This window comes from Brucella sp. NBRC 12953 (assembly GCF_040369775.1).
In the GTDB taxonomy this organism is placed as follows: domain Bacteria; phylum Pseudomonadota; class Alphaproteobacteria; order Rhizobiales; family Rhizobiaceae; genus Brucella; species Brucella pseudogrignonensis.
Window position 1 is genome coordinate 337,007 of sequence record NZ_BAABSV010000002.1, and the last position, 25,935, is coordinate 362,941.

Here is a 25,935-nt window from a genome sequence, read left to right on the forward strand (position 1 = left end):
ATTTCGAGCCGCTCCCAGGCGCCGCTGGCGGGACCCCAGCATGCCTGCGTTTTATTATGGGGATTTTAGCGTTCTCACACAAGTACCAGCTGTAAAAAATCGTGATAAACGACTTGAAAACTGGATCGCATTATCCATGCGGTCCAAGGGCTTAAGCGAATTTAAGCTGCAAGGCTACAAATGCTTCATATGGTTCGGAGCACGGTTGCAGGCTTCTGACCCAACACGCGCCATGTGCCGGCCAGACCGAATCCAACGGTTAGAACGAGTGCCACAACCACCGTCATCAGCGCGACGTCCGGCAAGAACTGCGCCTTCAGCTTCATGACTTCAACCACCACATACCAGCCAGCAACGCCGCCTGCGACCAGCGCAAATACCGCTGTTGCAAGGCCCAGAAGCATATATTCAACAATATAGGCTGCAATCAGCGTGCCGCGCGTGGCACCCAGCGTTTTCAGCACAACCGCATCGTGAACGCGGGCGCGGTTGCCTGCAGCCAGAGCACCGCCCAATACCAGAACAGAAGCCGCAAGAGCGATGGATGCAGCAGCCCGAATTGCCGTTGCAAGCTGGCTGATCAGATCATTCGCCACATCCAGCGCATCAGTCACGCTGACGGTCGTAACCGCTGGCCATGTTTTTGTAACCTGTCGCAGGACATCGGGCGCCAGGTTCTTCTGACCATCAGGAATTGTAAGCGTTGCTAGCCATGTGGCAGGCGCACCGGCAAAAGTGTTCGGCGAAAACACCATGACGAAATTCATCGCCAGTGTTTCCCATTGTAACTGCCGGAAGCTTGCAATCTTGGCATTGATGTTACGGCCAAGCACATTGACCGTAACCGTATCGCCAAGCTTCAACCCAAGCTCCTTGCCTTCACGTTCTGCGAAAGAAACAAGCGGCTCGCCGGAGTAATTTTCGGGCCACCATTCGCCTTCGGTCAGCGTCGAATTTTCTGGAACTTTGTCAGCAAAGGTAATGCCACGGTCGCCACGCAGGACCCAGGCTGCTTCCGGTGGAATGGTCATGTCACGAACATTCGTGCCGTTAAAAGCGACGATACGACCGCGCAGCATCGGACCGGAGGTGAGTTTGCCATCCGGGACAATGCCGCTCACAAGCTTGGTGAAATCACCGATGTCATTGTTCTGAATATCGACAAAGAAAAAGTCCGGAGCCTGTGCCGGAATATTCTCCGTCACCTGACGCCGCAGATTACCATCAATGAGCGCAATCGCCACTATCAGCGTGAGGCCAAGTCCAAGCGAAAGCACCACGGATGGTGTCAGCGCGCCAGGTCGATAGATATTGCCAACAGCAAGCCGAACTGCTGTCGAACGCGTGCGCGGCGCGCGACGCGCCAGCCAACGGATACCGTCCGCGACCAGCCGCAAAACACCAAACGCAGCAATCGATGATACGATGAAGATCGCAGCAATCCGTCGATCATAAGCGACGTAAAGTGCCAAGCCTGCCAAAGCAGCAATCAGCAAAACAGCAAGCGTTAGATAAAGAAGTGGCGGTAATCCGCGTTGTTCAAAGCCCTGTTCGCGAAATAGCGCGGTTGCCGGAATTTCACGCGCACGACCAAGCGGGATAATCGCAAAAGCAAGCGTCGTGATGAGACCGAAGACTGCCGCCAAAGCAAGCGCTTGCGGGAAGAAGCCGCCGCCACCTGCAACGGGCAGATAATTGGCGAGCGCCAAAGCGGCTGCATATGGAATGATCGCGGCAAGCACCAAACCTAAAACGATGCCGATAAGGCCAATCACCATGATCTGCACAAGATAGACCAGCACTGCAAAACGTGCAGGCGCACCCAATGATTTAAACGTCGCAATCACGCCGCGCTTGCCATCAAGATAGGCACGCACAGCATTTGCGACACCAACGCCACCAACAATAAGCGCCGTCAGGCCCACCAGTGTGAGAAACTGCGAGAAGCGTTCGATATTTGCGGTCAGCGCCGGGGCTGCGTTGTTGCGTGAGCGGATATTCCAGCCTGCATCCGGAAAATCTGTAGCTGCACGGGTGCGAAGCTCAGCAATTGCGGAATCGGGTGCACCATCCGGCAATGCCACCTTATAAATATGATCGACAAGGCTTCCGGGCTGGATCAACCCAGACGCTCGAAGCCCATCCATCGAAACCAGAAAACGCGGCGCAAAATTAAAGCCCGACGACAGAAGATCGGGTTCGCTTTCGATCAATGCACGCAGCTCAAAAGTTTCAGAACCAAGCAAAACTTTCGTTCCAAGCTGGACGCCCATGCGGTTGAGAAAATCCTGACTGACAGCGGCGCCATAGGCACCATTCTGCTGTTTCGTCATGTCATCAAGCGAAAGCTCAGGTGCTACTTTCAATGCGCCATAAAGCGGATAGGCGGCATCAACCGCCTTCACTTCAACCAGCGACTGATCGGAGCCATCCGGCAGACGTGCCATGGAGCGCATCGTGGCACTTTCGGCAACCTTGCCCTGCTGGTCTATGAAAGCGCGCTCGTCGGCACTTGCCTCGCGCTGATTAAGCGCAAAGCTGACATCGCCGCCAAGAATACTCTGGCCTTCGGCTGCAATCCCTGTGCTGACCGAACGTGCAACTGAATTCACGCCACCAATCGCTGCGACACCCAAGGCGATACAGGCCAGAAAGATATAAAATCCGGAGAGCCCGCCACGCATTTCACGCAATGCAAAGCGGAGAGCGAGAGAGAAGGAAGCAAACTTGCTCATCGGCCTGCTCATTCGCCAGCCACCGCTGTTTCAAGCGCTGGCTCTTTTCGTGCAGGCTCCTCAATACGGCCGGAACGCACCGGAATTTCCTGATCGCATCGTGCAGCCAATGATGGATCATGCGTGACAAGGACCATGGTCAGTCCGTTTTCGCGCTGCTTGGAAAACAGCAAATCGGCAATCTGACGACCTGTAGCCGTGTCGAGATTGCCTGTCGGCTCATCGGCAATCAGGATTTTCGGGCTTGGCGCAAGCGCACGGGCAATGGCCACGCGCTGCTGTTCACCACCCGACAGTTCTGACGGATAATGCGTGAGGCGTTCGCCAAGACCAACAGCGCGCAATTCACGTTCGGCCACCTCAAAAGCATCCTTGCGCCCGGCAAGCTCCAGAGGGACGGCGACATTTTCCAATGCGGTCATATTCGGGATGAGGTGGAAGGACTGGAAAACGATACCGATATTGGCGCCACGAAAAGCGGCAGCCTGATCCTCGGTCATTTGGCTGATGGTTTCACCGGCAATCTTGACCGTTCCCTGATCAATATGCTCAAGACCGGCCAGCACCATCAAAAGTGTGGACTTGCCCGATCCTGACGGACCAACGATACCAACAGACTTCCCTTGGGCAATTGAAAGCGAGACGCCTTTGAGCACATGTACGGATGATGCCGCATGTCCCAGTGTCAGATGAACATTCTCAAGCTCGATGATCGGGCCATGATTTAGCGAAGTCACCTGTTCCGTCACGCTTTTTTCTTCCTATATGATTATTCAAGGCCAGAGCGCGCCACAAATTTGAACTTGTTTTGCGCCAGAAATTGAAGAGAAGTCCTCTGGGCGATTTGCCCGCCTTTGCTAGATATGGGTTGCTAACGATGCGTTTCAAACTCTCGATCCCGGTATGGCTATCGATTTTTGTCATAGCTGCGTCTTTTATTGCTACCGGTGCGCGTGCGCAGGAAGATCCGACCGGTCTTGAAGATGCTTTGCCGACCGAACAGCTTGCACAGGTCAAGATCGTTGGCTTTGGCGACAGTCTGATGGCGGGCTATCTTCTGCCTTCTAACGCCGCCTTCCCGCAGCAGCTTGAAAAAGCGCTGGACGCCAAAGGTTATGAAGTCAGCATCGAAAATGCCGGCGTATCGGGCGACACCACAACTGGCGGGCTAGCACGCATTGACTGGTCGATCCCTGATGGCACCAATCTGGTCATCCTGGAACTGGGTGCCAATGATGCGCTGCGCGGTATTTCCCCCGACATTACCGAGAAAAATCTCGATGAAATGCTGTCGCGCCTCAAGACACGCGGCATTTCCGTTATCCTTGCAGGCATGATGGCACCACCCAATATGGGCAAGGATTACGCCGAGAAATTCAACCCGATTTACCCGAAGCTTGCACAGAAATATGGCGTGCCGCTTTATCCATTCTTCCTCGACGGCGTTGCCACGCAAAAGGGGCTGCTGCTCGAAGACGGAATGCATCCGAATGAAAAGGGCGTTGAAACAATGGTCACCAATTTCATGCCGGTGATCGAGAAAACCCTGAAAGCTGAACAAAAGACGGGGACATCGGGCGGCTGACACAATCAGGAGGCATAAACAGCTTGCTCAAAACAGCGAAGAATGATTCGCTGAGAGTTGCATCGGTAAGGGAAGAAGATTCGTTTTTCTGATGATCGATGCATAGGCACTCTAACTCAGAGCGTCCTCCCGTGGCTTAGACCACACGACGCTCTGGCGCAGAACGATTCGAGGAGGATGCTTTATGCCGCGTCTCTTTACTGCCCTCGAAATCCCGCGCGACGCCGCGCTTTCGCTCTCGTTATTACGAGGCGGCCTCCCCGGCGCACGCTGGATTGATGTCGAAAATTACCACATAACCCTGCGTTTTATCGGAGATGTGGAAGGCCATGTGGCCGACGAGGTTGCCAATGCGCTTGATCGCGTGCGGCGCCCCGAATTCATGCTCAACCTGTCAGGTGTCGATGCGTTCGGTTCCAAGAAGCCGCACAGCATCTATGCGGGCGTATCCCCCTCGCCTGAACTCAACGCATTGCAAGGCGAAATCGAACGCATTTGCCAGCGGCTTCGCATTCCCGCCGATCCGCGTAAATTCACACCCCATGTGACTTTGGCACGGCTGCGAAATCCGCACATTGCGGATGTCGTGCATTATCTCTCATCAAGAGGTAATTTCTCAACAATGCCGTTCAAGGTAGGCCGCTTCGTGCTGATGTCCTCACGCGATTCTGTCGGCGGCGGACCTTATGTCGTCGAGGAAGCCTGGCCTTTGATGGCCGTTTCACGCCAGAACTGGTCGGCAAGCGCCTTTGATGAGGCTAGAACCATCCGGTAAACCTGTTCGAAATCCCCGATATCTCCATAGTAAGGATCGGGGATTTCAACGGCTTTTCCTTCTGCAATTTCGGTGAAAAGCCCGATACGAGCGCTTGCATTTGCAGGCTGTCTTTGAGCGATCATGCGCATATTATAGCGATCCATCCCTAGGATGAGATCAAAACGCGTAAAGTCGCCCGGCGTCAGTTGGCGGCAGCGCTGCTCGGAAATATCGAGGCCATGTTTCGCTGCAACACGGATCGAACGATCATCCGGTTCTTCGCCAGTGTGGTAGCCATTTGTGCCCGCCGAATCGATCAGCACATGATCAATGCGACGCTCAGCCAGAACCTGAGCCATCACGCCTTCCGCAAGCGGCGAACGGCAGATATTGCCTGCACAGACAAATAGAATACTGGTCGGGGCTGATCGGGTCACGGAACTCTCGCGGCTATGATAAGTTAGAGCTGAATAGCCAACAACATAGGCAAAAGACAATGGCACGCAACAGGCTGACTGATGACGAACTGAAACAGGCACTTGGCGAGCTTAATGGCTGGCAGAAGGTCGATGACCGCGAAGCAATCAGCAAAAGTTTTAAATTCAAGGACTTTAACGCGGCGTTCGGCTTCATGGCCCGAGCAGCACTTTATGCCGAAAAGCTTGACCATCACCCCGAATGGTTCAATGTCTATAATCGTGTCGATGTCACGCTCTCGACCCACAGCGAGAACGGAATCACCGAGTTGGACATCAAGCTTGCTCGCAAGATGAATGCGCTGGTTTAGAACGATCAAACTTTTGAAATATAAACGATTATCGGCTTTTTCTGATGCGTGAAATTGCCTTCGCGATTTCGTCCCATATAAGGGAGCGCTTTGGTTAGATCGATACGATCACTCCAGTTCTGACCGAGCGTTCCGCCATTGATGCTGCGAATATAGATGTCACCGACCGCAACGGCTGAATGAAAAATGTGCCCCGCTTTCACGTCGTAGAAGCCAATCGCCCGCCCGTATGGAAGCGCCGAATAGCCGTTCCACAGTTCACCGGCTTTGAAATTCAGCAGCGGAATCCAGTTTTGGCCCGATGTGCCGCGTAACGTGTGCTCGGAAATACCTGCCCCCAGCAGAAAACGCATATAGGCGGTGATGTCGTAGCAAATGCCATCCTTCACATCGATGGTGACATGATCGCTAATGTCCTGAGCTGCCGCCAGCTGATGGCCGCGATAGAACTGGCTTGACCGGTCACTGCGCACAAAATTTTCGCCATAGCCGGTGAAATGCATCAAGGTTCTCCAATCAACCAGAGCATGTCGCGCTTAATCCTAGTTACCGCGCTCGCTCTATATCTTTATTTTTATGCATGTCTTTATCGGAAAACCGGTTCCCACTTTTCCGCGACATGCTTTAAGCTCGTTCACGCAGGCAAATCAGGCCGAAACCCGATTTTTCTGGAATCCATATTTTGTTGATTTCAGAGGCTTTTTGTAGCTGACGGTTCATGCAGGAAATGCGTTCCGACTTGAAAGCTGGATGCAATATTCCCATTTCCAATGCTATTGTGGCCTTGCATTCGGCTTACTGGAGATTGCCCAAACATGGATAGCGTCAAGATTGATGAAATCCTGGAGCCCGGCAATGAAGGCGATTTCAATGATCGCAGCGAACGGGTGAAAAAAGGATTCTGGAAGACCGCACGTCGTGCCGGTCGTATGGTTCCGTTTATGGATGAGGTTGTGGCCGCCTATTATTGCGCGCTCGACCAGAACACGCCGACTCGTGTGCGCATGACACTGATGGCAGCTCTTGCCTATTTCGTTCTGCCCTTCGATGTCATCCCCGATATGCTGGTTGGCATTGGTTTCACCGATGACATTGCAGTGCTTATGGCGGCATTGACTGCTGTTCGCACACATATAACGCCCGCCCATAGAATCGCAGCCCGTGAGGCTCTTCGCGACGACGGTGAGGCTGCTTAAAGCGGCCTCTCCCCTTCACAGCTTTGTTATGGGGCGACATCACGATCATCGTGCATTGACGCAATATGACAAACTCTTGCCGCTTTCTTTTGGATGAAGTTGGCAACGGGATCGCGGGGACTTAGGTCTACTCGTTCAAGTTTTCTTTCAAAACTTCACCGTTTGGTAACCCAGATTAAGGCACATTAAGGGTCACTAAACGGGACGGCGTGATGAACGGCGACATCCCGATATTCGACTTTGAAGCAAACGAAAGAGAACCGGTAAAAAACCATGCTTGGAAAATCGATCGTCGCGGCTTCGGTGTTTACGATTGCAATGGCGGGTTCGGCACTCGCCCAGACACCGACCCAGATTAAGCAGTTCGACGCCTGGGGCGCCTATAGCTATCAGTCAGGCAATGGCAAGGTTTGCTATGTCCTGTCCGTTCCGACGCAGAAAGCGCCTGCTAACGTTGATCATGGCGATAACTTCTTCCTCGTGAGCCAGAAGCCAGGACAGAACGTCAGCTTTGAACCACAGTTCATGGCCGGTTATGAGCTGAATACCAATGCGAATGCCAAGGTTATCGTGACTATCGGCAACCGCAATTTCACGATGTTCGTCAATGGCAAATCCGGCTGGATGGAAAATGCAGCGGAAGAGCCACAGCTGATCGCAGCAATGCGCGGCGGTTCGGACATGAAGGTGCAGGCACAGTCCAAGCGCGGCACCAAGACCAATTACACCTATTCGCTAAAGGGCATTTCGGCAGCGCTCGCAGCCATTCAGAAGTGCAAATAAGCCAATCGGTTCGAGTTAAATTATTAAGCCGGGGCTCCGCTCCGGCTTTTCTTTTTGACGTTGTATTGTCACTTATGCATGCCTGCCGCGACAGACTGCGGGATGACGGATCACATATTGTGTGCTATGAGCGCGCGCAACAGGCTCGCATTTCAGATGAACGAGCCCATATATCCATGCAACAGATCGTGTTTACAGGCGCGCTTTATGCGGCGCCCTCAACAGTTGAAAACATATGTCCATTTCGTTCGACCTAACCATTGATGATACGCGCGACCAGCTTGCCCGCCATGTGCGCGCAAACATGGAGCAGAAGCCGTCGCTCATAGGCATGTCGCGCGAGGAAATGGCTGATGAACTGATCAAGGTTGGCGTTCTGCCAAAGCAGGTCAAGATGCGCATTGCGCAGCTCTGGCACTGGCTGTACGTGCGCGGCGTTTCCGACTTTGCCGATATGCGCAACATTTCCAAGGATCTGCGCGCGCTTCTGGCGCAGCATTTCACTATTGCGCGCCCGGAAGTGGTTGAAGAACAAATCTCGCAGGATGGAACGCGCAAATGGCTGTTCCGCTTCCCACCACGCGGTGCCGGACGCCCTGTCGAAATCGAATGCGTTTATATTCCTGAAGAAGGCCGTGGCACGCTTTGCATTTCTTCTCAGGTTGGTTGCACGCTTACCTGCTCCTTTTGCCACACCGGCACACAAAAGCTGGTTCGCAATCTGACATCAGAAGAAATTCTGGCGCAGCTGTTGACCGCGCGTGATCGTCTTGGTGATTTCCCGGATACCGACACACCGGATGGCGCTATCGTGCCTGCTGAAGGGCGCAAGGTCACCAACATTGTCATGATGGGTATGGGTGAGCCGCTTTATAACTTCGAGGAAGTGAAGAAGGCTCTCCTGATTGCATCCGATGGTGATGGGCTGGCACTTTCCAAGCGTCGTATCACGCTTTCGACCTCTGGTGTTGTGCCGGAAATCTATCGCACCGGCGAAGAAATCGGCGTGATGCTGGCGATCTCGCTGCATGCCGTGCGCGACGAACTGCGCGATCTTCTGGTGCCGATCAACAAGAAATATCCGCTGGAACAGCTGATCAAGGCTTGCCGTGAATATCCCGGCTTGTCGAATGCCAAGCGCATCACCTTTGAATATGTGATGCTCAAGGACATCAATGACAGCATGGAAGACGCCAAGCTGCTGGTGAAGCTGCTGCGCGGTATTCCGGCCAAGATCAATCTCATTCCGTTCAACCCATGGCCGGGCACCAACTACCAGTGCTCCGACTGGGAACATATTGAACGCTTCGCCGATTATGTGAATGCGGCAGGCTACGCTTCACCGATCCGCACGCCACGCGGCCGCGATATTCTGGCGGCCTGTGGTCAGTTGAAGTCGGAATCAGAACGTATGCGCAAGACAGAACGTCTGGCGCTTGAAGCGATGATGATCGCCGGACACGGTGAGTAATTTACGAGGACTAAGCGCGGTTGACTGATACGTTCGATTATATCTCGCGTTTTGTTGTTATTGTTTTCGGCTATTGCGTAGCCGTTCTGGCCGCCGGATTCTTTCTGGCGGCCATTCTGTATAGCCAGATCGATGTGCTCGGTTATGCGCTTTCCGATCCGTTCTTTCAGGATGTTTTCAACGAGATTCGCGACGCCTGGGATATGACCGGCTTTTATGCGGCGGTTCTGATAGGTGGCCCTGTACTGGCCACAATGGCGGGTGGTTTCAGCTTTTTCCCGGCAGTGGTGCTGATCGTGATCAGCGAAGTGCGTGGCTGGAAATCATCCCTGCCCTATTGCATTGGCGGACTTGTGATTGGCCTGCTGGGAGTGGGCGCTGGATCGCTACTTGCTGTCGCTGATCAACGGATTGCTGCAAGTATCGCTCTTCTGACCGGCGCCTTTGCATGTTCAGGCATCGTCGGCGGCTTCGTCTACTGGCTGATTGCCGGTCGCAACGCCGGGCGATTTTTAGAGCGCATCCCGAAAAGTGTGAAACGGTTTTCGGACAAAGATGCGCGGTAAAAAAATAAGTTAGAGCGCTGATCTGATCCAATCAGATCAAAACGCACTCTAACGGACCGGCTGCGTAATTTCACTTTGCCTGTGCGGTGATAATTTTCAGCGCAAAAGCCGAGAAGACGCCCGCAAAAAGCCAATCGACAATTCGCGTAACAGTTGGGTTCTTCTTGAGAAGACCGGCGAACTTGTCGGCTGCAACCACCATTGGAATGGTGAAAGGCAGTGCCAGCGTAATGAAGGACAATCCCAGAAAGAACAGCTTTCCCATCGCATGAGGATCATGTGCCGAAACGAACTGCGGCAGGAAGGTCATGTTGAACAGGATGATCTTCGGATTGAGCAGGTTGATGCCAAGTCCGGTCGCCCAGTTCTGAACCAACGTGTGCTTCTTGCCGCCATTCTTTTCCGGTGAAAATGCCGAACCTTTGCGGATGGCCTGTACTGCAAGCCAAACGAGATATACCGCACCCACCACCTTCAATGCGGTGAAGGCTGCAGGCGAAGCGAGGATGAGCGCTGAAAGTCCAAGTGCTACCATGCTCGTATGCACAACAATGCCGGTGCTTGCGCCTGCCATACAGGCAAAGCCAGCGGCCTTGCCTTCAGAAAGCGCACGACCGACGAAAAGCGTCATGTCTGGGCCGGGGGTGATGGATAAAATTGCAGTAGCGATCACGAACTGGACGAAGATAGTCCATTCGGGAATGAAGGTCAGGTTTGTCAGAAAAGACATCGAAAGGCACTCCGAGAATTCGCGGCAAGCTAACGCGAATTCAATTGCGCCGCCATAGGATTCTTTTACCCGCCTCAGCGTCCCTTATTTATGCGTAGGCAACCCATCCGCGATAGGTGAAAGATGCATAAAAAAGGCTCAGATCCTTGAAGCCCGCACCACGCATCAGCGCCTCATCCTGTTGCGGCGTAAGAATATGCAAACGCTCATTGATCGCTGTACCGGCTTTTACTGCACTTGCCATATCGACACCGGAATCATTCAAAAAGGCAGAATAGCGTGAAAGCCACAAAGCGCGCTCATCAGCGCTGGCCTGCTCAAAACTGAAATGTGCCATGATAAATGGTGCGCCGGGTTTCAAGCGGCAATGGATGTCGGAAAGAGTTTGTTTGCGCGTTCTCTCATCCAGAAAATGCATAGTCAGCAAACAGACCGCTCCATCAAATAGCCCGAGAGCTGCGCTATCGATATAGCCTTCATGGAAGTTCACACGAGCTGCATTGGTGCCAAGGTTTTGCCGCGCCAATTGAAGCATTTCTGCGGAAGGGTCGACACCTTCAAAGGTCCAATGCGGGTGATTTTCCGCAAAGAGCTTGAGTTCAAGACCACCGCCCGCACCCAACACCAGAATGCTTGCAGTATCGGACACGATTTCGGCAAGCAGCAAACGCGTCATGCGCTGCATATCCCGAAAGCCCGGCACAGCTTTCGGCGGCCCTTCTGCGTAACGTGCTACGAGCTGCGGGTCGGTAAATGGATTGTCAGACTTAATCATGTAACTTTTATAGTTACAAATCAAAGTGACAGTCAAGACTGTCCAAAATGGCAGATGACGCTTTCTTTTCGCTGACAGAGTGCCATCCGGCTTGCGCGCCGCTTAGCAACTGATAAAAGAACTGCAACATCCTGTTCTACGGCCCTTTGGGCCACAATCGCATCTCAGACGGAAGTGAACTATGAGCAAGCTGAAAGACGTTAAAAAGGTCGTTCTCGCCTATTCTGGCGGTCTCGACACCTCGATCATCCTGAAATGGTTGCAGACTGAGCTTAACGCAGAAGTCGTCACCTTTACCGCCGATCTCGGCCAGGGCGAAGAACTTGAACCAGCACGCAAGAAGGCCGAAATGCTGGGCATCAAGGAAATCTTCGTTGAGGATGTGCGCGAAGAGTTCGTGCGCGATTTCGTCTTCCCGATGTTCCGCGCCAATGCCGTCTATGAAGGCGTCTACCTTCTCGGTACCTCGATTGCCCGTCCGCTGATCTCCAAGCACCTCATTGAAATCGCCAAGAAAACCGGCGCTGACGCAATTGCGCACGGCGCGACCGGCAAGGGCAATGATCAGGTTCGCTTCGAGCTTTCCGCATATGCGCTGAACCCGGACATCAAGATCATCGCTCCATGGCGCGACTGGTCGTTCAAGAGCCGCACGCATCTGCTCGAATTTGCTGAACAGCACCAGATTCCGGTTGCGAAAGACAAGAAGGGCGAAGCGCCATTCTCGGTTGACGCAAATCTGCTGCACTCTTCGTCCGAAGGCAAGGTTCTGGAAGATCCGGCGATCGAAGCGCCTGAATATGTGCATATGCGCACGATTTCGCCAGAAACCGCCCCGGATACACCAACCATCATCAAGATTGGCTTTGAAAAGGGTGATGCTGTTTCGATCAATGGCGAACGTCTGTCGCCTGCAACACTGCTTGCCAAGCTCAACGATTATGGCCGTGACAACGGCATTGGTCGTCTTGACCTCGTTGAAAACCGCTTCGTCGGCATGAAATCGCGCGGCGTCTACGAAACGCCAGGTGGCACGATCCTGTTGGCAGCACACCGCGCCATCGAATCGATCACGCTCGATCGTGGTGCGGCGCACCTCAAGGATGAGCTGATGCCACGCTATGCGGAACTCATCTATTACGGTTTCTGGTTCTCGCCAGAACGCGAAATGCTGCAGGCTGCTATCGATCTCAGCCAGCGTCACGTCGAAGGTGAAGTCACGCTCAAGCTCTATAAGGGCAATGTGATCGTAACTGGCCGTGAATCGGACAAGTCGCTTTATTCCGACAAGCTCGTGACGTTTGAAGACGATCAGGGCGCCTATGACCAGAAGGACGCAGCAGGTTTCATCAAGCTCAATGCACTTCGTCTGCGCACATTGGCTGCACGCGACCGTCGCTAAACTTTTTAGAATACGGCAAAAGCCCGCCTTCCGGCGGGTTTTTTATTTTAAAACCCAAATGGAGCCCGAGCTGTGTTTCTCTATCTGGCAGCACCTCTTTGCATTGTGCTCGGGATTTATCTGCTGACCCGCGGCATTCCCATTCTGTGGGGTGTGATGATGCCAGCGATTCGTCATCGCTTTAGAGTCGACAGCCGGCCACATGTCTTTCACTTGCCAAAAGCGGGACAGTACACAGTCAGCATCGTCTTTCCACCACTGACTGTTCTGACGGGAACCGCTTATTTCTCGACGCTGTTTGCGATCAGGTCACATCCAACCAACACGCCAATCGCCTATCGTACTACAAGCCGTTCTCTGTTCAGCGTCAGACGGACGGACATGCAGGGCTATGCTTCTCATGCCCTTGGTAATTTTGAATGCACGATACCCGGCGATTACGAAATTACCTGTCTTACGCCTGAAAAAATCCGGCCAAATTTTCAGCTGGAAATATCGCCCTATATTTCCTTTCTGAAACTCGCGCCTGTCATCATAGGAGTCATTCTGGCAAGCGGATTGAGCATTGGCGGAACGATTATCTTCGTGCTCTTGCTGGCAGACAAAATTTGATAATGTCAGACAGCGTTTCTGATTGCTGCGAGCATCTTTTCTTCACCAGGACGTAAGGTCAGCACCCGCACGCCATTCGACGTGACAGCGACGGTATGTTCAAACTGCGCTGACAATTTTCCATCGCGCGTCACAACTGTCCAACCGTCTTTTTCGGTCTTTACCTTGGCTGTGCCCTGATTGAGCATCGGCTCGATGGTGAACACCATGCCTTCACGCAGACGCTCACCCGTGCCCGGCTTGCCGAAATGCAGAACCTGCGGCTCCTCATGCATTTCACGACCAATGCCATGGCCGCAATATTCACGCACCACGCTGTAATCATGACGCTTTGCGTGACGCTCGATAGCATAGCCAATATCGCCTAGCGTAGCGCCGGGACGCACGGCAGCAATGCCCTTCCATAGCGCCTCATAGGTCACACGCACCAGACGCGAAGCAAAGGGAGCCACTTCACCGACCATATAGGTTTTGCTGGAATCAGCGATATAGCCGTCCTTCTCAAGGGTAATGTCGAAATTGATAATCTCACCATTTTCGATGACTTCGCTATCCGATGGCATTCCATGGCAGACGACTTCATTCCTTGAGGCATTGAGCACATAAGGAAAATCATACTGCCCTTTACTTGCAGGCCGCGCCTGTAATTCGCGGGTGATATAATCCTCAACCAGATCATTGACCTGCATCGTAGTCAGGCCAGCAAGCGGTGTATGATCGAGAAGTGTAAAAACGGACGCCAGTAGCGCGCCTGAAGCCGCCATTTTTTCCACCTCGGCAGGTGTCTTTGTCATGATGACTGCACCACCAGAACGGGAAGCACGACTTGTGCCGCGCGCAACTGCATCTGCACGATCTCATTGAAGGACAGTTCCGGATTTGCCTGCGCCAACATACCGATTTTCATCCAGTATTCAGCCTGCGCATTGATCGAACGGCACATGACATCACTTGCCTTGCGCAATTCCTCATGCAGTTCATCGCTGATTTTTACGATACCCATAATACTTTCCAGTTCAATATATATGAAACATATATAAACCGTATATGGAAGCCTATCAAGATGATCCAATCTCAGTCAGACGATCTAAACCATTTGCTTTTAGTATGGCGCCATACTATATGGCGACGTATGGAAATTATCGAGCAAAAACATCACGCGCTTTTGGGTGAACTGGAACGCCTCAGCAGCCCGTCTGCTGACGCGCTGAAAACCTGTTTTGAAATCCTGTCGCTTGCCGCTGCAATTGACCACGATTGTGCCAACAGGCTTGCCCCCCACAAGCTTTCCGAAGGCAAGTTTGTTCTGTTGTTTCTTTTGCAGAATGCGCCTGATGGCCTTTCACCACACGAGCTTTCAGAGCGTGCTGGCGTGACACGCGCGACCATTACCGGCCTGCTTGATGGCTTGGAACGCGATGGCTTTCTCAAGCGCCATGCGGACACGCAGGATCGCCGCAAACTGACGATCAGGCTGACATCCGAAGGAGCGCGATTGGCGCAACAGCTTTTCGTTGAACATACAACATGGATTGCGAGCCTGATGAGCGATCTTTCCGCCGATGAACAAGCAGTGCTCAGCACATTGCTGCGCCGTATTTTCAGCCGCACGGATGCGGGACGAAAGTCATGAGCAAATCGCCGCTGAAAATTTCCGATATCTCGGCCGAACGACTTTCTGCATTACACAGCGGAGCGGTTGAAACGACCGTACTGACCGAATGTCTGGCGATTGACTTTGCGAGCCTCATGCAAAACGTATTTCCGGCCATTGATCGGGACGCCTTGCAGGCAATGCATGAAGCCAAAGATCTTGGCATTTCACGCCGCATGATGCTGGCAGCACAGCTTTTGCTCTCACGCTCTGGCGGTCAAGTAATCAATTCTCTGAGTATCCATCCGTCAGATACCGTGCGCGGCTGGGCCTGTTTTGCCATCGGTCAGTTAGAAAGCCTTTCTCTTGCAGAACGTCTGAAGCTCATACGCCCGCTCGCAGATGATCTACATTTTGGCGTGCGCGAATGGGCATGGCTCGGTCTTCGCGAGCATATTTCTTCTGAGATTAACCAGACGATCCAACTGCTTACGCCATGGACTGCCGACCCGTCCCCCTATATCCGGCGATTTGCCTGCGAAGCCACCCGTCCGCGTGGCGTTTGGTCGGCACATATCAAAAGCCTGAAAGAAGCCCCAGAAAAGGCTTTGTCAATTCTGACACCACTTCGCGCCGATCCCGCACCTTATGTGCACGATTCGGTCGCCAACTGGCTCAATGATGCAGCCAAAAGCCGACCCGAATGGGTCAAGGCGCTTTGCGCTGACTGGCTTGAAGCAAGCACAAATCCCGCGACTGCACGTATCTGCAAACGCGCACTCCGTTCCTTTTCTAAATAACCTCCCGGAAACGACATGACCCATTATCTCGCAGAACTCTATTCTCCCAAGACAAGCTGGCTTGAACTTGATGCGCAAGGCGGGCAGGTTTTCTTTGAAAAGGTCGGTGCCGGCATGGGCAGTCTGGCCGAACATGGTATCGAGGCTCTGGCCCTCGGCCCTATTGACCCAACCAAACCTTATGCGCCGAAGCAAAGCTTTTTTGCGATTTGGCGCTTCCCGGATGAGATGGCTCTCGACATGCTGATTGCCGGAATCACCGCCACCGGTTGGCATGATTATTTTGATACCGTCAATGCGGCAGGTGCTGGCACCGATCTTGGTGGCCATCTCGCCCAACTGGCGGGAGTGCCTTTCAAAGAAGCCGCCTGATCTGATCAACCACCACCGTAGATGCTTCCTTTCAGAGTGCTATCTGAGAGGAAGCATTTTTCTTATCCACACGTCCTCACAGCTGATCCCGCTTGACTCTTTGCGGACTCGATTCAATACTAGAACATAAAGTGAACAAATAGCATTCCAATAAAAGCGTGAAACAGTTTACGTCTGGAATTGCATCCTTACAAACACAGGGTTTTGAACGTGAGCGGCATCGACATCACGGCGTTGCGGCGCATGGTTACGGCCATCGAAGGCAATGCCTCACAGGCGAGTTTTACAGACGAGACCGGAACAGGCTGCGGGCGTTCAGGCAGTTTCACGCTCGGCCTTACCGGAGCTGATGATGCTTTTCCGCATGGCCTGAGAGGCGATGCACTGCATGAGGTTTTTGCTGAAAACCCCGGTGCACATATGGCCGCTACCGGTTTCGCGCTAGCAATGGCTTTGCGTGCATCCCCTTCAAGAAGACCAGTCATCTGGATTGAGGAAGAAAGCGCCTCAAGCGAATATGGCGGGCTTTATCCGCCGGGACTTCATGCCTTCGGAATCAATCCATCACGCCTGCTGATCGTGCGCTGCCCCACCGCTCAAGATGTTTTAAAAGCAGCGAATGATGCGCTTGAAGAGGCCAGTGGCAAGGCTTCGAACCTCATTTCCGGCGTGGTCGCCTCGGTGAGTGGCCAGCCGAAATGTCTCGACCTGACCGCCTCGCGTCGCCTGCTTCTGGCAACCGAAACCGCACACTTGCCTGTCATCCTGCTCAGAAGCCACCGAACAGGCGTGCAGAGCGCTGCCGTCAGCCGCTGGCGGGTGGCACCTGCATCCTCCCGCTCCAGCGGCGCGAATGCACCCGGAAAACCGGTTTTTTCCGCAATTCTGGAACGCAATCGACACGGCACCTGTGGGCAATGGATCATGGAATGGAACAATGAAACCCTCGAATTTGGAACAGCCGAACAGAACGGCAGATCGCGTGTTCCTCGCCCTCTGGTTTCCGTTTCTGCCGACCGACCGGCTTCGCAACAACATTCAGCATGATGGCACAGAAAAAATGCCGCTTGTCGTCACCGAGCGCACGGCCAATGCGCTGCGCCTGACGGCAGTGGATGCTACAGCTGCAAAGCTCGGTCTTTTCCCCGGCATGGCGCTGACCGATGCGCGAGCGCGGGTGGAAAGGCTTGATGTTGCAACAGCCGCACCGGAACGCGATGCAGCGTTGCTCAAGCGTCTTGCCCATTGGTGCGAACGCTACACGCCGCTTATAGCCTTTGACGAGCCGCATGGGCTGATGCTCGACATCACCGGCTGCGCACATCTTTTTGGCGGGCTTGCTGCCATGCGTGAGGACGCAATCATGCGGATTGAACGGGCTGGCCTGAACATACAGGCGGCAATGGCTGACAACAGCTTTGCCGCACGGCTGCTGGCACGCGGAACGCGCGGCGGCGTTTTCAGCAAGGCTGGTGCCGACCATTTTTTACCACGCCTGCCGATCAGTTCTCTTGAACTGAACGAGACTGCTGAGACGGGCCTTAAACGCGCCGGGCTAAAGCGCATTGGCGATGTGATGGCGCTGCCCCGCGCAGCCTTGACTGCGCGTTTTGGAACCGACCTTGCCACCAAGCTTGACCGGCTGGTACGACAGGAGCGCGCACCGATTTCGCCCATGCGTATCGTGCCGCTCAACATTGCCGAACGTCGCATGTCCGAACCGGTCACGGTGATGGAGCTTGTTGAGCAAATTTTGCAGGAGCTGGCGCAGGAGCTGTTTGCACTTCTTGAAGTCGAGGGAAAAGGCGCGCTTCTGATCGAAGCATCCTTCTTCCGTGTCGACGGCGAGGTGCGCCATATCCGTATCGAAACTGGCCAGCCTTTGCGTGAAGATCGGGTATTTCTCAGGCTGGCACGGGAGCGGCTCAAGGCTCTCACCGATCCGCTTGATGCCGGTTTTGGCTTCGACATGATCCGTCTGGCAGCACTTCGCAGCGGAGCAATCGCCCAGCGCCAGACAGGGCTTGATCAGCATGAAGAAGATGAAGCTGGCTTCAGCCAGTTGATCGACCGGCTTTCGGCGCGACTGGGGCAGGAGCGTGTACTGGTTTCCTTCTCGCGCAACACGCATATTCCAGAACGTGCTTTTGGCCTGCGCCCTGCCCTGCAAATCCGCAAAAGCGAAGACTATTATGAAAGCAGCCCAACACTTCCCGATGATCCGCCCGCGCGACCAATCAAACTGTTTCGTCCGCCGCAGCCAATAGAGAGTATTGCAGAAGTACCCGACAGTCCGCCGTCGTTTTTCCTGTGGCGGCGTGTGCGTCATCATGTGCGCCTTGCCGAAGGCCCAGAACGGATCGAACCGGAATGGTGGCTTTCCATCGGTCATGATGTGCCGAAGCTGCGCGATTATTACCGCGTGGAGGATGATAACGGCCAGCGCTTCTGGATTTTCCGCGAAGGGCTTTTTGACGGCTTTAATCATCCGCGCTGGTTTTTGCATGGGCTGTTTGCGTGATGCCCCGCTATTTTGAAATGGCTGTGGCCAGCAACTTTTCTTTCCTGAGTGGCGCATCGCATCCGCAGGAGCTGGTCTTGCAAGCCCACGCACTCGGGCTGTCCGGTATAGGCATTGCTGACCGCAACACGCTGGCCGGTGTGGTTCGCGCTCATGCTGCATGGAAAGATATTCGCGACACATGCGACTTCCGTCTGTTCATCGGCTGCCGCCTTTCCTTCATCGACGGCACGCCAGACATGGTCGTCTATCCGCGTGATCGCGCGGCCTATGGACAATTGTGCCGCCTGCTGACGGATGGCAAACACCGCGCTGTCGCCAAGGGAGAATGCCATCTTGAATGGGGTGATCTGCTATTTCGGGCGCGGCAGTTTCAGATCGCAGTCTTTGCTCCCGATGAAGATGATCCTGATTTTGCTGCACGTCTGACGGAGATCGCACAAGCCGCTCCCGGCTCTGTCTGGCTGGCGCTGACCATGCCGCATCAGGGTCATGACGGACGCCGCGCAGAGCGCATCGCACGCTTTGCAGTGGAAGCGAATGTGCCGTTGCTTGCCACCAATGATGTGCTTTATCACCATACGGATCGCCGTGCGCTGCAAGATGTGCTGACGGCAACACGGCATTACACAACGGTTTTCGCGGCAGGGCGATTGCTTGAAAAGAACGCCGAGCGCCACCTCAAACCACCGCATGAAATGGTGCGCCTGTTCCGCAATTACCCGGCAGCGATTGAGACAACCGCCGATTTTGTAACGCCTATCACATTCAGGCTTGATGAGCTGAGTTATGATTATCCTGATGAGCCAGTGCCACCGGGCAAGACACCACAACAGCATTTGCATGATCTGACATGGGACGGCGCTGCCCAGCATTATGGCGCGGATAGCATACCGCTGAAGGTGCAAGGACTGATCCGTAAGGAACTGGCACTGATCGAACAACTGCAATATGCGGCTTACTTTCTCACCGTCCATGACATTGTGAGCTTTGCCCGCGAGCAAAAAATCCTGTGTCAGGGGCGAGGATCAGCAGCCAATTCTGTTGTGTGTTTCTGTCTGGGCATAACGGGCGTAGACCCGGCAGAAGTGGATCTTCTGTTTGAGCGTTTCATCTCCGTCGAGCGCAAAGAGCCGCCGGACATTGACGTCGATTTCGAGCATGAGCGGCGCGAAGAGGTGATGCAATATGTCTATGATCGCTACACGAGAGACCGCGCGGCGATTGTCGCGACCGTTATCAGCTATCGCTCGCGCAGTGCCATACGCGATGTCGGCAAGGCGCTGGGCCTGACTGAAGATGTGACGGCTGCACTTGCCAACACGGTCTGGGGCATATCTGGCGGTGGTATCGACAAGGAACATATCCGACAGGCAGGGCTTGATCCCGATAATCCCATCATCCGGCGTGCAGTCGAACTGGCGCTGGAGCTGATCGGTTTTCCACGGCATCTGTCGCAGCATGTGGGCGGGTTTGTGCTGACGCGTGACCGTCTGGACGAGACAGTGCCAATCGGCCCGGCTGCAATGGACAAACGTTCGTTCATTGAATGGGACAAGGACGACATCGACGAAGTCGGTCTGATGAAAGTCGATGTGTTGTCGCTCGGTATGCTCACCTGCATCCGTAAGGCTTTCGACCTCATTCATACGCACAAACCGCAGCTTTATGGTGGCAAGAAGCTGACGCTCGCGACAGTAGAGCGAAAAGATGACGCTGTTTACGACATGCTTTGCAAAGGCGATTCGGTCGGCGTGTTTCAGGTTGAAAGCCGCGCACAGATGAACATGCTGCCGCGCCTGCGCCCACGAAAATATTATGATCTTGTCATTCAGGTCGCCATTGTACGCCCCGGCCCTATTCAGGGCGACATGGTGCATCCTTATCTGAGGCGGCGAAGCGGACAGGAAAATGTCACCTATCCCTCGCCTTCCCCCGAACATGGCGAGCCGGACGAGCTGCGAAAAATTCTGGAAAAGACCAAAGGCGTGCCGCTGTTTCAGGAACAGGCCATGCGCATTGCCATTGAGGCCGCGAAATTCACGCCAGATGAAGCCAACCTGTTGCGACGTGCCATGGCGACCTTCCGCAAGATGGGCACCATCCACACCATGGAAACGAAGATGATCGATGGCATGGTCAATCGAGGCTATGATCGGACCTTTGCCGAGAATTGCTTCAACCAGATCAAAGGCTTCGGTGAATATGGCTTTCCGGAAAGCCATGCCGCAAGCTTTGCGCATCTGGTCTATATTTCCGCATGGATCAAATGCCATCATCCAGAGGTGTTTGCGGCAGCGCTCCTCAATTCACAGCCAATGGGGTTTTATGCGCCAGCGCAGATCGTGCGCGATGCCTGTGAGCATGATGTGAGGGCATTGCCTGTCGATGTGAACTTTAGTCAGTGGGACAATATTCTGGCAGAAACGCAGGACGGGAAACTTGCGCTTCGGCTCGGCTTTCGTCAGATCGACGGGTTTTCCAAGCGCAATGCCAAGCTCCTTATGGCAGGCCAACATGATCCTTATCGCAGCATTGAAGACATGCACCACCGCCTGCGACTAGACCGGCGCGCATTCACTCTCCTCGCTGATGCCGACGCTTTCGGCTCACTCGACATTGACCGCCGTGCCGCATTATGGGCCGTGCGGCGTTTGCCCAATGATGAAACATTGCCGCTGTTCCGCGCCGCCGAAACAAGCGAACTGGCGGAAGAACCGCGCACGAAACTTCCTGAAATGGCTGCTTCCGAACATGTGATTGCCGACTATGAAACAACCCGGCTCTCGCTTAAAGGCCATCCGCTGCAATATCTGCGTGAAGGATTTTCTGCGGAAGGTGTTTCAACCTGTCGGGCCGTGCAGGAAAGCAAACAGGGAAGCCGCATGAAGGTTGCGGGCATTGTCACCGTGCGTCAGCGTCCCGGCAGCGCCAAGGGTGTGGTGTTTCTAACCATCGAAGATGAAACGGGCATTGCCAATATCGTCGTCTGGCCAAAGATCATGAAGACCTTCCGCCGCGAAGTGATGGGGGCACGGCTTATTCTTATTGATGGGCAGGTTCAGCGCAGCCCGGAGGGCGTCGTGCATCTGGTGGCGGCAAAAATTCAGGATCGTTCCGCGACACTCATTGAGATGAGCGGGCGCGAACCGCAAAGGCTCATTGCGCCCTCACAGACGACCGCACGTCATCCGCGAAATGTGAAGATTATGCCGAACTCACGCGACTTTCATTAAGACTGAAATCACGTCCCGACAACAAACACAGCACAATAATGAAGTGCTGCGCCGACCACGACAAAGCCATGCCAGATGGCATTTTGAAAACGCAAGCGTTCCCAGACGTGGAAGATCACGCCCAGCGAATAAACCATACCGCCTGCAGCGATCAGCCAGAAGACGGCAGGCGGTAGTGATTGCACCATGGTGTCATAGACCATGACGCCACTCCAGCCGAGCGCCAGATAAAGCAGGATCGATAGACGATCAAAGCGTCCGGGCATGAAGAGTTTGAGAAAGATACCGACAACCGCCACGCTCCAGACAAAGAGAAGCAGCGGCAAGGCGCGATCACCCATATGCATGGCAAAAGGCGTATAAGTGCCAGCAATCAAGAGATAAATGGCCGAATGATCGAAACGGCGCAGAAACCATTTTGTCGGCGAAACCGGCCAGATATTATAAACTGCTGAAATCCCGAGCGCACCCAGAAGACTTGCCAGATAAACGCTCGAAGAAATCGACGTGGCTGCCGACATATTCGGTAGAAAATAGAGCAACATGGCAATTGCACCGGCAAGCGCCAGAGCAACACCCAGCACATGGATGACGCCATCGGCCCAAAGCTCAGCCCGATCATATTTCCATTTAATTGGATAAGGCAGTTTTACATCCATCTCACGCGCTCTTGTCTTCTAAAGGTGGGAACCGGTTTTGGGATAAACCGCGACACGCTTTTGTTAAGACAGCAAACTGCCATCGCTTTGCAGCGTCAAGATGACAGTTTGTCGGATGAACTTATTGCGCGGAAGGCGTATAGGAAGCCTGAATCGGTGCGACACCCGGCAACGGAGCGGCAGCTGCATCTGGCAGAGTTGTCGTTTCGGATGACACCGCTGCGGCATCGCGGGTTGGACCACTACGCTTCCAGCTGCCATCAAGTCCGGTTTCCTGCAATAATCCCTTGCGCTTGGCATCATAGTAATAACCGCGCGCATAGAAACGAACAGCCTGGCTTTCGTCTCCACCTGCAACCTTATAGGCGCCGGAGAGGTAACGAACCGCATATTTCAGGTTCGTCTCAGCATCGAGAAGGCCCTTGGCATTGCCCTTGTAGCCCATACCGCGCGCGGTTGGATGACTGATCTGCATCAGACCCCAATACGGTCCATTACGCGCACCCGGATTAAAACGGCTTTCGCGATGCACAACGCGGCGTACCAGACGCTCCGGCACATCATAGGCAACAGAATATTTGGTAATCAGCGCGTCGAGTTCTTCCGGTGCGTGATCAGGTGTTTCAAATGCCATATTGGCAGCCATGGAGGCTGGGGAGGCTTCCGCCTGCGCACCGGCATAAGCCATCATCGGCTCAGACTGACCGCGAATGCCCGGAATCGGTACATTGGTAGGAAGAACCGGGCTTTCGAGCGATGCAACTGCCTGCGTTCCATCAGCAGGAGCAGTAGCGTCAGCAACTGCGGTGGCGCCTGCGGCTGGAGTTGCCGTGTCGCCCGTTGCAGATACGGTTGCGGTCGTCGTTGAATTTTCAGTCGGCGAAATCAGCGCGGTCTTTGCAGGCTTTCCGTCACTTGTCGTGTTGCAGGCGCTGAGAGCAATTGCACAACCGAGGAGGAGAGCACCTTTAAGAAAGGTCTGAGAAAGCGGCTTTGATGGAGCTTGTGTACGCATGAGTGACCGATCCTATGAATCGAAATCTTGTTCGATGCGTTTTTCGAGTTCAACCAGATCAGCTGGCAGAGGCATACCTGTGGCTTTGAGCGTGTTAAGCTTCTCACGAACCGTTTCACGAATCTCATGAACGTCCTGCGGCTGATTTACCATCTGCTCAAAAAGCAGGGCGATTTCCGCTTTGATGTCCTCGAATGCCATAAGACCCTCTTGGCTTGAGCGGTCCGTTTTGCGGCCCGGTTCAGACAATATTCTTTCAATCGATGACAGTCATGTACCACGCAAAATACGCAAAGCGGAAGCCCAGAACGTCAAAGGCGCGTCAAAATGAATATTTCAAAGCGTAATAGAACGATTTTAAGCCTCACAGAATGCGAGGCAGCATCGTATCTATCGCATTGAATTCATGTGCAAAAATTCCGAAGTCGTCAAAACCGAGACCACCATCGGGATCAAACAGATAAATGCTCATCCAGATGAGCGCACATGTCAGCAAAATCGCCAAAATCGTCAGAAGCAGAAGGCGGCGACCGAGAGCTGCCTTCTGGCCCGCTCCCTCAGGTGGGTTCTTATTCATATTCAATCGTCATTCGTGGCATTCAAATCTTCTGGCGGTGTACCATGTTCTGGCTCTGCTGCAAGATAGCCCTGATGCACGAGCGCCTTTCGGAGAATGAGAATAATTGCCTCAGTCTGATTGAGGCCCGGATGCGTCTCATGAATGAAACGTTCGAGAGCGTCATGCACGTCAGTGGGGAGATAGGTGCTCATCGTTCCTCCGTTATCAGAGCGCTTTCCAATGAGGCCAGCGCCCTGTCTTTCATTCTTATCATTACCCTGCACAAAACTAATGCGCAGTTTTCACCCAAATGCTCGGAGCCCCCTAAGCCAGCTTAGGCGACCTTTACAGAAATAGACCCAACGCCGCCCACAGACCCTTCGAGAAGATCACCACGCTGGACAGGTCCGACGCCTGCCGGTGTACCAGTGTAAATAAGGTCACCCGGTTGAAGCTCAAACAGAGACGAAAGATAAGAAATCGTTTCGGCAACCTTCCAGATCATCTGATTAAGATCGCCCGACTGGCGGGTTTCTCCATTAATTTTCAGAGAAATTTCAGCCGATTCGGGATGGCCGATTTCCGATACGGGCACAATGGCTGAGCATGGCGCGGAATGCTCAAAAGCTTTCGCCACTTCCCAAGGACGACCCGCCTTCTTTGCAACGGCCTGCAAGTCACGGCGCGTCATGTCGATGCCGACTGCATAACCATAAACATGATCCAGTGCCTGTTCGACTGCAATGTCCTTGCCACCTGTTTTGAGAGCCACGACCAGCTCAATCTCATGATGCACGTCTTCGGTCTTCGGCGGGTATGGAAAATCACCGCCTTCAATCACAAGGCTATCCGGGTTTTTCTGGAAGAAGAAAGGCGGATTGCGCGTTGGATCACCACCCATTTCAATCGCGTGATCGGCATAGTTCTGACCGACGCAATAAATGCGATGCACGGGAAAACGCGCTTCGGTTCCCTTAACCGGCACGAATGGCTGCGGAGAAGGCGCGAAAACATAGTTTGTCATGAAAGGCTGATCCCGTGAGAATATAACTGATATTGAATATCATGCAGGCAGGAATCATCTGCGGCAAGCCTTGGCGGTGCAATTTTCCGTCATGCGTTATTATGCCGTTGTGACGATGTAATTCGCATCGCGTGAGGATGAGACCACGAGTTCGGCATTAGGAATATCATTGGAAAGTGCGCGCTGACGTGCTGCGTCTTCTGTGTGTCCATGATCAAGCCAACGCTGGATGAGGCGACGTTCAAGCTCGGAAAAAGGCACTTCCAGAAAGATCGTCATATCGAAAAACGATGCGAGTTCCGTCCAGGGCTCCTGATCGAGCAACAGATAATTGCCTTCGACCAGCAGAATTTTATGATCGGCGCGCACAATTGCTGCGCCAGCGCGTGCAAGATCAAGCGTACGATCAAAGGCCGGAATCACGACGTCTTCCGAAGCATTTTTCAAACGCCCCAGCAGAGCTGCAAAGCCTGCGCAGTCAAAAGTTGGCGGCGACCCTTTGCGGCTCCGAAGGCCGCGCTCTTCAAGGATTGCATTGTCCAGATGAAAGCCGTCCATCGGCACGATAACGGCCGGCCCTACTCCGCCATTATTGATCGCATCCCTCAGATACTCAGAGATCGTCGACTTACCTGCTCCGGGTGGACCAGCAATCGCAATAATCAAACGGCCGTCTGTATTCGAAAACTTTGAGAGAATTTCTGCCGGCAGATTTTCCGTTGGGCAAGGCTTCATATGAGGGCACCAGAAATGAAA

General features: G+C 53.7%; 30 protein-coding genes. 15 read left to right on the forward strand and 15 right to left on the reverse strand.

Translation table 11 applies throughout. The features are described from left to right. Positions 1 to 185 precede the first annotated feature (185 nt). Together ABWV94_RS05475 and ABWV94_RS05480 are read right to left on the reverse strand one after the other, a co-directional pair. Positions 186 to 2,735: an ABC transporter permease gene (locus ABWV94_RS05475; RefSeq protein WP_353412783.1), complete on the reverse strand. Its 2,550-nt coding sequence runs from the start codon at positions 2,733 to 2,735 to the stop codon at positions 186 to 188. Positions 2,736 to 2,743: 8 nt separating this feature from the next. After that, positions 2,744 to 3,472, reverse strand: coding sequence for an ABC transporter ATP-binding protein (locus ABWV94_RS05480; RefSeq protein WP_502905154.1), 729 nt, complete (start codon positions 3,470 to 3,472; stop codon positions 2,744 to 2,746). Positions 3,473 to 3,612: 140 nt separating this feature from the next. Between ABWV94_RS05480 and ABWV94_RS05485 the strand changes: the two genes are divergently transcribed. Then, the gene (locus ABWV94_RS05485) at positions 3,613 to 4,320 is read left to right on the forward strand and encodes an arylesterase (protein WP_064320031.1); all 708 of its coding nucleotides are present in this window, start codon (positions 3,613 to 3,615) and stop codon (positions 4,318 to 4,320) included. Positions 4,321 to 4,504: 184 nt separating this feature from the next. Beyond that, positions 4,505 to 5,095 (forward strand): RNA 2',3'-cyclic phosphodiesterase, encoded by a 591-nt coding sequence (thpR, locus tag ABWV94_RS05490; protein WP_079211375.1) that lies wholly within the window; start codon positions 4,505 to 4,507, stop codon positions 5,093 to 5,095. On the opposite strand, the gene ABWV94_RS05495 is transcribed toward thpR, so the two are convergent. Beyond that, on the reverse strand, positions 5,005 to 5,514 hold the full coding sequence (locus ABWV94_RS05495; RefSeq protein WP_194779095.1) for a low molecular weight protein-tyrosine-phosphatase: 510 nt from the start codon (positions 5,512 to 5,514) through the stop codon (positions 5,005 to 5,007). The two genes, thpR and ABWV94_RS05495, sit on opposite strands and share 91 nt — an antisense overlap. A gap of 59 nt (positions 5,515 to 5,573) precedes the next feature. On the opposite strand from ABWV94_RS05495, the gene ABWV94_RS05500 reads away from it, so the two are divergent. Continuing rightward, positions 5,574 to 5,864 carry a 4a-hydroxytetrahydrobiopterin dehydratase gene (locus ABWV94_RS05500; protein ID WP_113496077.1) on the forward strand — a complete coding sequence of 97 codons (291 nt, stop codon included), beginning with the start codon at positions 5,574 to 5,576 and terminating at the stop codon, positions 5,862 to 5,864. Between the two features lie 5 nt (positions 5,865 to 5,869). On the opposite strand, the gene ABWV94_RS05505 is transcribed toward ABWV94_RS05500, so the two are convergent. Further along, the gene (locus ABWV94_RS05505) at positions 5,870 to 6,367 is read right to left on the reverse strand and encodes a hypothetical protein (protein WP_064320028.1); all 498 of its coding nucleotides are present in this window, start codon (positions 6,365 to 6,367) and stop codon (positions 5,870 to 5,872) included. Between the two features lie 312 nt (positions 6,368 to 6,679). On the opposite strand from ABWV94_RS05505, the gene ABWV94_RS05510 reads away from it, so the two are divergent. The 4 genes from ABWV94_RS05510 to ABWV94_RS05525 all read left to right on the forward strand — a co-directional run bounded on the left by ABWV94_RS05510 (position 6,680) and on the right by ABWV94_RS05525 (position 9,880). Beyond that, positions 6,680 to 7,060, forward strand: a complete 381-nt coding sequence (locus ABWV94_RS05510) for a YkvA family protein (RefSeq protein WP_064320027.1) — start codon at positions 6,680 to 6,682, stop codon at positions 7,058 to 7,060. 273 nt (positions 7,061 to 7,333) lie between these two features. Further along, on the forward strand, positions 7,334 to 7,843 hold the full coding sequence (locus tag ABWV94_RS05515) for an invasion associated locus B family protein (protein WP_064320026.1): 510 nt from the start codon (positions 7,334 to 7,336) through the stop codon (positions 7,841 to 7,843). Between the two features lie 235 nt (positions 7,844 to 8,078). After that, positions 8,079 to 9,314 (forward strand): dual-specificity RNA methyltransferase RlmN, encoded by a 1,236-nt coding sequence (rlmN, locus tag ABWV94_RS05520; RefSeq protein WP_064320025.1) that lies wholly within the window; start codon positions 8,079 to 8,081, stop codon positions 9,312 to 9,314. A gap of 20 nt (positions 9,315 to 9,334) precedes the next feature. Then, positions 9,335 to 9,880, forward strand: coding sequence for a hypothetical protein (locus ABWV94_RS05525; RefSeq protein ID WP_112804588.1), 546 nt, complete (start codon positions 9,335 to 9,337; stop codon positions 9,878 to 9,880). Between the two features lie 70 nt (positions 9,881 to 9,950). On the opposite strand, the gene ABWV94_RS05530 is transcribed toward ABWV94_RS05525, so the two are convergent. After that, entirely contained in the window at positions 9,951 to 10,610 is a 660-nt protein-coding gene (locus ABWV94_RS05530; RefSeq protein ID WP_353412790.1) for a LysE family translocator, read from the reverse strand. Positions 10,611 to 10,698: 88 nt separating this feature from the next. Beyond that, positions 10,699 to 11,385, reverse strand: a complete 687-nt coding sequence (locus ABWV94_RS05535; protein WP_113496078.1) for a class I SAM-dependent methyltransferase — start codon at positions 11,383 to 11,385, stop codon at positions 10,699 to 10,701. A 181-nt stretch (positions 11,386 to 11,566) separates the two neighbouring features. On the opposite strand from ABWV94_RS05535, the gene ABWV94_RS05540 reads away from it, so the two are divergent. Then, positions 11,567 to 12,787 carry an argininosuccinate synthase gene (locus ABWV94_RS05540; RefSeq protein WP_007873048.1) on the forward strand — a complete coding sequence of 407 codons (1,221 nt, stop codon included), beginning with the start codon at positions 11,567 to 11,569 and terminating at the stop codon, positions 12,785 to 12,787. A gap of 72 nt (positions 12,788 to 12,859) precedes the next feature. Next, the gene (locus tag ABWV94_RS05545) at positions 12,860 to 13,399 is read left to right on the forward strand and encodes a hypothetical protein (protein WP_353412792.1); all 540 of its coding nucleotides are present in this window, start codon (positions 12,860 to 12,862) and stop codon (positions 13,397 to 13,399) included. 5 nt (positions 13,400 to 13,404) lie between these two features. Here ABWV94_RS05545 and map read toward each other — a convergent pair whose 3' ends face one another. Then, a complete protein-coding gene (map, locus tag ABWV94_RS05550; protein ID WP_113496079.1) occupies positions 13,405 to 14,193 on the reverse strand; it encodes a type I methionyl aminopeptidase in 789 nt (262 codons plus the stop codon). Further along, positions 14,190 to 14,402 (reverse strand): ParD-like family protein, encoded by a 213-nt coding sequence (locus tag ABWV94_RS05555; protein WP_112804586.1) that lies wholly within the window; start codon positions 14,400 to 14,402, stop codon positions 14,190 to 14,192. Before ABWV94_RS05555 ends, map begins: the two co-directional genes overlap by 4 nt. A gap of 129 nt (positions 14,403 to 14,531) precedes the next feature. On the opposite strand from ABWV94_RS05555, the gene ABWV94_RS05560 reads away from it, so the two are divergent. The 6 genes from ABWV94_RS05560 (at position 14,532) to ABWV94_RS05585 (ending at position 21,922) form a co-directional block, all read left to right on the forward strand. Beyond that, the gene (locus ABWV94_RS05560) at positions 14,532 to 15,032 is read left to right on the forward strand and encodes a MarR family winged helix-turn-helix transcriptional regulator (protein WP_113496080.1); all 501 of its coding nucleotides are present in this window, start codon (positions 14,532 to 14,534) and stop codon (positions 15,030 to 15,032) included. Next, the gene (locus ABWV94_RS05565; protein WP_113496081.1) at positions 15,029 to 15,793 is read left to right on the forward strand and encodes a DNA alkylation repair protein; all 765 of its coding nucleotides are present in this window, start codon (positions 15,029 to 15,031) and stop codon (positions 15,791 to 15,793) included. Before ABWV94_RS05560 ends, ABWV94_RS05565 begins: the two co-directional genes overlap by 4 nt. A 15-nt stretch (positions 15,794 to 15,808) precedes the next feature. Continuing rightward, positions 15,809 to 16,165 carry a DUF6616 family protein gene (locus ABWV94_RS05570; RefSeq protein WP_113496082.1) on the forward strand — a complete coding sequence of 119 codons (357 nt, stop codon included), beginning with the start codon at positions 15,809 to 15,811 and terminating at the stop codon, positions 16,163 to 16,165. 210 nt (positions 16,166 to 16,375) lie between these two features. Then, positions 16,376 to 17,212, forward strand: coding sequence for an ImuA family protein (locus tag ABWV94_RS05575; protein WP_113496211.1), 837 nt, complete (start codon positions 16,376 to 16,378; stop codon positions 17,210 to 17,212). Between the two features lie 13 nt (positions 17,213 to 17,225). Next, positions 17,226 to 18,686, forward strand: a complete 1,461-nt coding sequence (locus ABWV94_RS05580; protein ID WP_113496210.1) for a Y-family DNA polymerase — start codon at positions 17,226 to 17,228, stop codon at positions 18,684 to 18,686. Next, the gene (locus ABWV94_RS05585) at positions 18,686 to 21,922 is read left to right on the forward strand and encodes an error-prone DNA polymerase (RefSeq protein WP_353412796.1); all 3,237 of its coding nucleotides are present in this window, start codon (positions 18,686 to 18,688) and stop codon (positions 21,920 to 21,922) included. The genes ABWV94_RS05580 and ABWV94_RS05585 overlap by 1 nt, the downstream gene beginning before the upstream one ends. An 8-nt stretch (positions 21,923 to 21,930) precedes the next feature. Here ABWV94_RS05585 and trhA read toward each other — a convergent pair whose 3' ends face one another. The 7 genes from trhA to ABWV94_RS05620 form a co-directional block, all read right to left on the reverse strand. Beyond that, entirely contained in the window at positions 21,931 to 22,581 is a 651-nt protein-coding gene (gene trhA, locus ABWV94_RS05590; protein ID WP_113496084.1) for a PAQR family membrane homeostasis protein TrhA, read from the reverse strand. Positions 22,582 to 22,702: 121 nt separating this feature from the next. Continuing rightward, positions 22,703 to 23,596 (reverse strand): transglycosylase SLT domain-containing protein, encoded by an 894-nt coding sequence (locus tag ABWV94_RS05595; RefSeq protein WP_113496085.1) that lies wholly within the window; start codon positions 23,594 to 23,596, stop codon positions 22,703 to 22,705. Between the two features lie 12 nt (positions 23,597 to 23,608). Then, positions 23,609 to 23,797, reverse strand: a complete 189-nt coding sequence (locus tag ABWV94_RS05600; RefSeq protein WP_007873027.1) for a hypothetical protein — start codon at positions 23,795 to 23,797, stop codon at positions 23,609 to 23,611. A 163-nt stretch (positions 23,798 to 23,960) separates the two neighbouring features. Beyond that, on the reverse strand, positions 23,961 to 24,173 hold the full coding sequence (locus ABWV94_RS05605) for a hypothetical protein (protein ID WP_039859432.1): 213 nt from the start codon (positions 24,171 to 24,173) through the stop codon (positions 23,961 to 23,963). Positions 24,174 to 24,175: 2 nt separating this feature from the next. Further along, a complete protein-coding gene (locus tag ABWV94_RS05610; protein ID WP_007873025.1) occupies positions 24,176 to 24,367 on the reverse strand; it encodes a hypothetical protein in 192 nt (63 codons plus the stop codon). A gap of 122 nt (positions 24,368 to 24,489) precedes the next feature. Continuing rightward, on the reverse strand, positions 24,490 to 25,179 hold the full coding sequence (locus ABWV94_RS05615; protein WP_113496086.1) for a fumarylacetoacetate hydrolase family protein: 690 nt from the start codon (positions 25,177 to 25,179) through the stop codon (positions 24,490 to 24,492). A gap of 99 nt (positions 25,180 to 25,278) precedes the next feature. Then, positions 25,279 to 25,914: a nucleoside/nucleotide kinase family protein gene (locus ABWV94_RS05620; RefSeq protein ID WP_113496087.1), complete on the reverse strand. Its 636-nt coding sequence runs from the start codon at positions 25,912 to 25,914 to the stop codon at positions 25,279 to 25,281. Positions 25,915 to 25,935: the final 21 nt, after the last annotated feature.

Bases quoted from the DNA above. Each gene is read 5' to 3' on its own strand.
- ABWV94_RS05540 (WP_007873048.1), top strand. From the start codon at position 11,567: ATGAGCAAGCTGAAAGACGTTAAAAAGGTCGTTCTCGCCTATTCTGGC.
- ABWV94_RS05485 (WP_064320031.1), top strand. From the start codon at position 3,613: ATGCGTTTCAAACTCTCGATCCCGGTATGGCTATCGATTTTTGTCATA.
- ABWV94_RS05595 (WP_113496085.1), bottom strand. From the start codon at position 23,596: ATGCGTACACAAGCTCCATCAAAGCCGCTTTCTCAGACCTTTCTTAAA.
- ABWV94_RS05605 (WP_039859432.1), bottom strand. From the start codon at position 24,173: ATGAATAAGAACCCACCTGAGGGAGCGGGCCAGAAGGCAGCTCTCGGT.
- ABWV94_RS05535 (WP_113496078.1), bottom strand. From the start codon at position 11,385: ATGATTAAGTCTGACAATCCATTTACCGACCCGCAGCTCGTAGCACGT.
- ABWV94_RS05475 (WP_353412783.1), bottom strand. From the start codon at position 2,735: ATGAGCAAGTTTGCTTCCTTCTCTCTCGCTCTCCGCTTTGCATTGCGT.
- ABWV94_RS05505 (WP_064320028.1), bottom strand. From the start codon at position 6,367: ATGCATTTCACCGGCTATGGCGAAAATTTTGTGCGCAGTGACCGGTCA.
- ABWV94_RS05600 (WP_007873027.1), bottom strand. From the start codon at position 23,797: ATGGCATTCGAGGACATCAAAGCGGAAATCGCCCTGCTTTTTGAGCAG.
- ABWV94_RS05565 (WP_113496081.1), top strand. From the start codon at position 15,029: ATGAGCAAATCGCCGCTGAAAATTTCCGATATCTCGGCCGAACGACTT.
- ABWV94_RS05515 (WP_064320026.1), top strand. From the start codon at position 7,334: ATGCTTGGAAAATCGATCGTCGCGGCTTCGGTGTTTACGATTGCAATG.
- ABWV94_RS05585 (WP_353412796.1), top strand. From the start codon at position 18,686: ATGCCCCGCTATTTTGAAATGGCTGTGGCCAGCAACTTTTCTTTCCTG.
- map (WP_113496079.1), bottom strand. From the start codon at position 14,193: ATGACAAAGACACCTGCCGAGGTGGAAAAAATGGCGGCTTCAGGCGCG.
- ABWV94_RS05530 (WP_353412790.1), bottom strand. From the start codon at position 10,610: ATGTCTTTTCTGACAAACCTGACCTTCATTCCCGAATGGACTATCTTC.
- ABWV94_RS05620 (WP_113496087.1), bottom strand. From the start codon at position 25,914: ATGAAGCCTTGCCCAACGGAAAATCTGCCGGCAGAAATTCTCTCAAAG.
- rlmN (WP_064320025.1), top strand. From the start codon at position 8,079: ATGTCCATTTCGTTCGACCTAACCATTGATGATACGCGCGACCAGCTT.
- ABWV94_RS05580 (WP_113496210.1), top strand. From the start codon at position 17,226: ATGCCGCTTGTCGTCACCGAGCGCACGGCCAATGCGCTGCGCCTGACG.
- ABWV94_RS05510 (WP_064320027.1), top strand. From the start codon at position 6,680: ATGGATAGCGTCAAGATTGATGAAATCCTGGAGCCCGGCAATGAAGGC.
- ABWV94_RS05615 (WP_113496086.1), bottom strand. From the start codon at position 25,179: ATGACAAACTATGTTTTCGCGCCTTCTCCGCAGCCATTCGTGCCGGTT.
- ABWV94_RS05570 (WP_113496082.1), top strand. From the start codon at position 15,809: ATGACCCATTATCTCGCAGAACTCTATTCTCCCAAGACAAGCTGGCTT.
- ABWV94_RS05610 (WP_007873025.1), bottom strand. From the start codon at position 24,367: ATGAGCACCTATCTCCCCACTGACGTGCATGACGCTCTCGAACGTTTC.
- ABWV94_RS05500 (WP_113496077.1), top strand. From the start codon at position 5,574: ATGGCACGCAACAGGCTGACTGATGACGAACTGAAACAGGCACTTGGC.
- ABWV94_RS05560 (WP_113496080.1), top strand. From the start codon at position 14,532: ATGGAAATTATCGAGCAAAAACATCACGCGCTTTTGGGTGAACTGGAA.
- trhA (WP_113496084.1), bottom strand. From the start codon at position 22,581: ATGGATGTAAAACTGCCTTATCCAATTAAATGGAAATATGATCGGGCT.
- ABWV94_RS05555 (WP_112804586.1), bottom strand. From the start codon at position 14,402: ATGGGTATCGTAAAAATCAGCGATGAACTGCATGAGGAATTGCGCAAG.
- thpR (WP_079211375.1), top strand. From the start codon at position 4,505: ATGCCGCGTCTCTTTACTGCCCTCGAAATCCCGCGCGACGCCGCGCTT.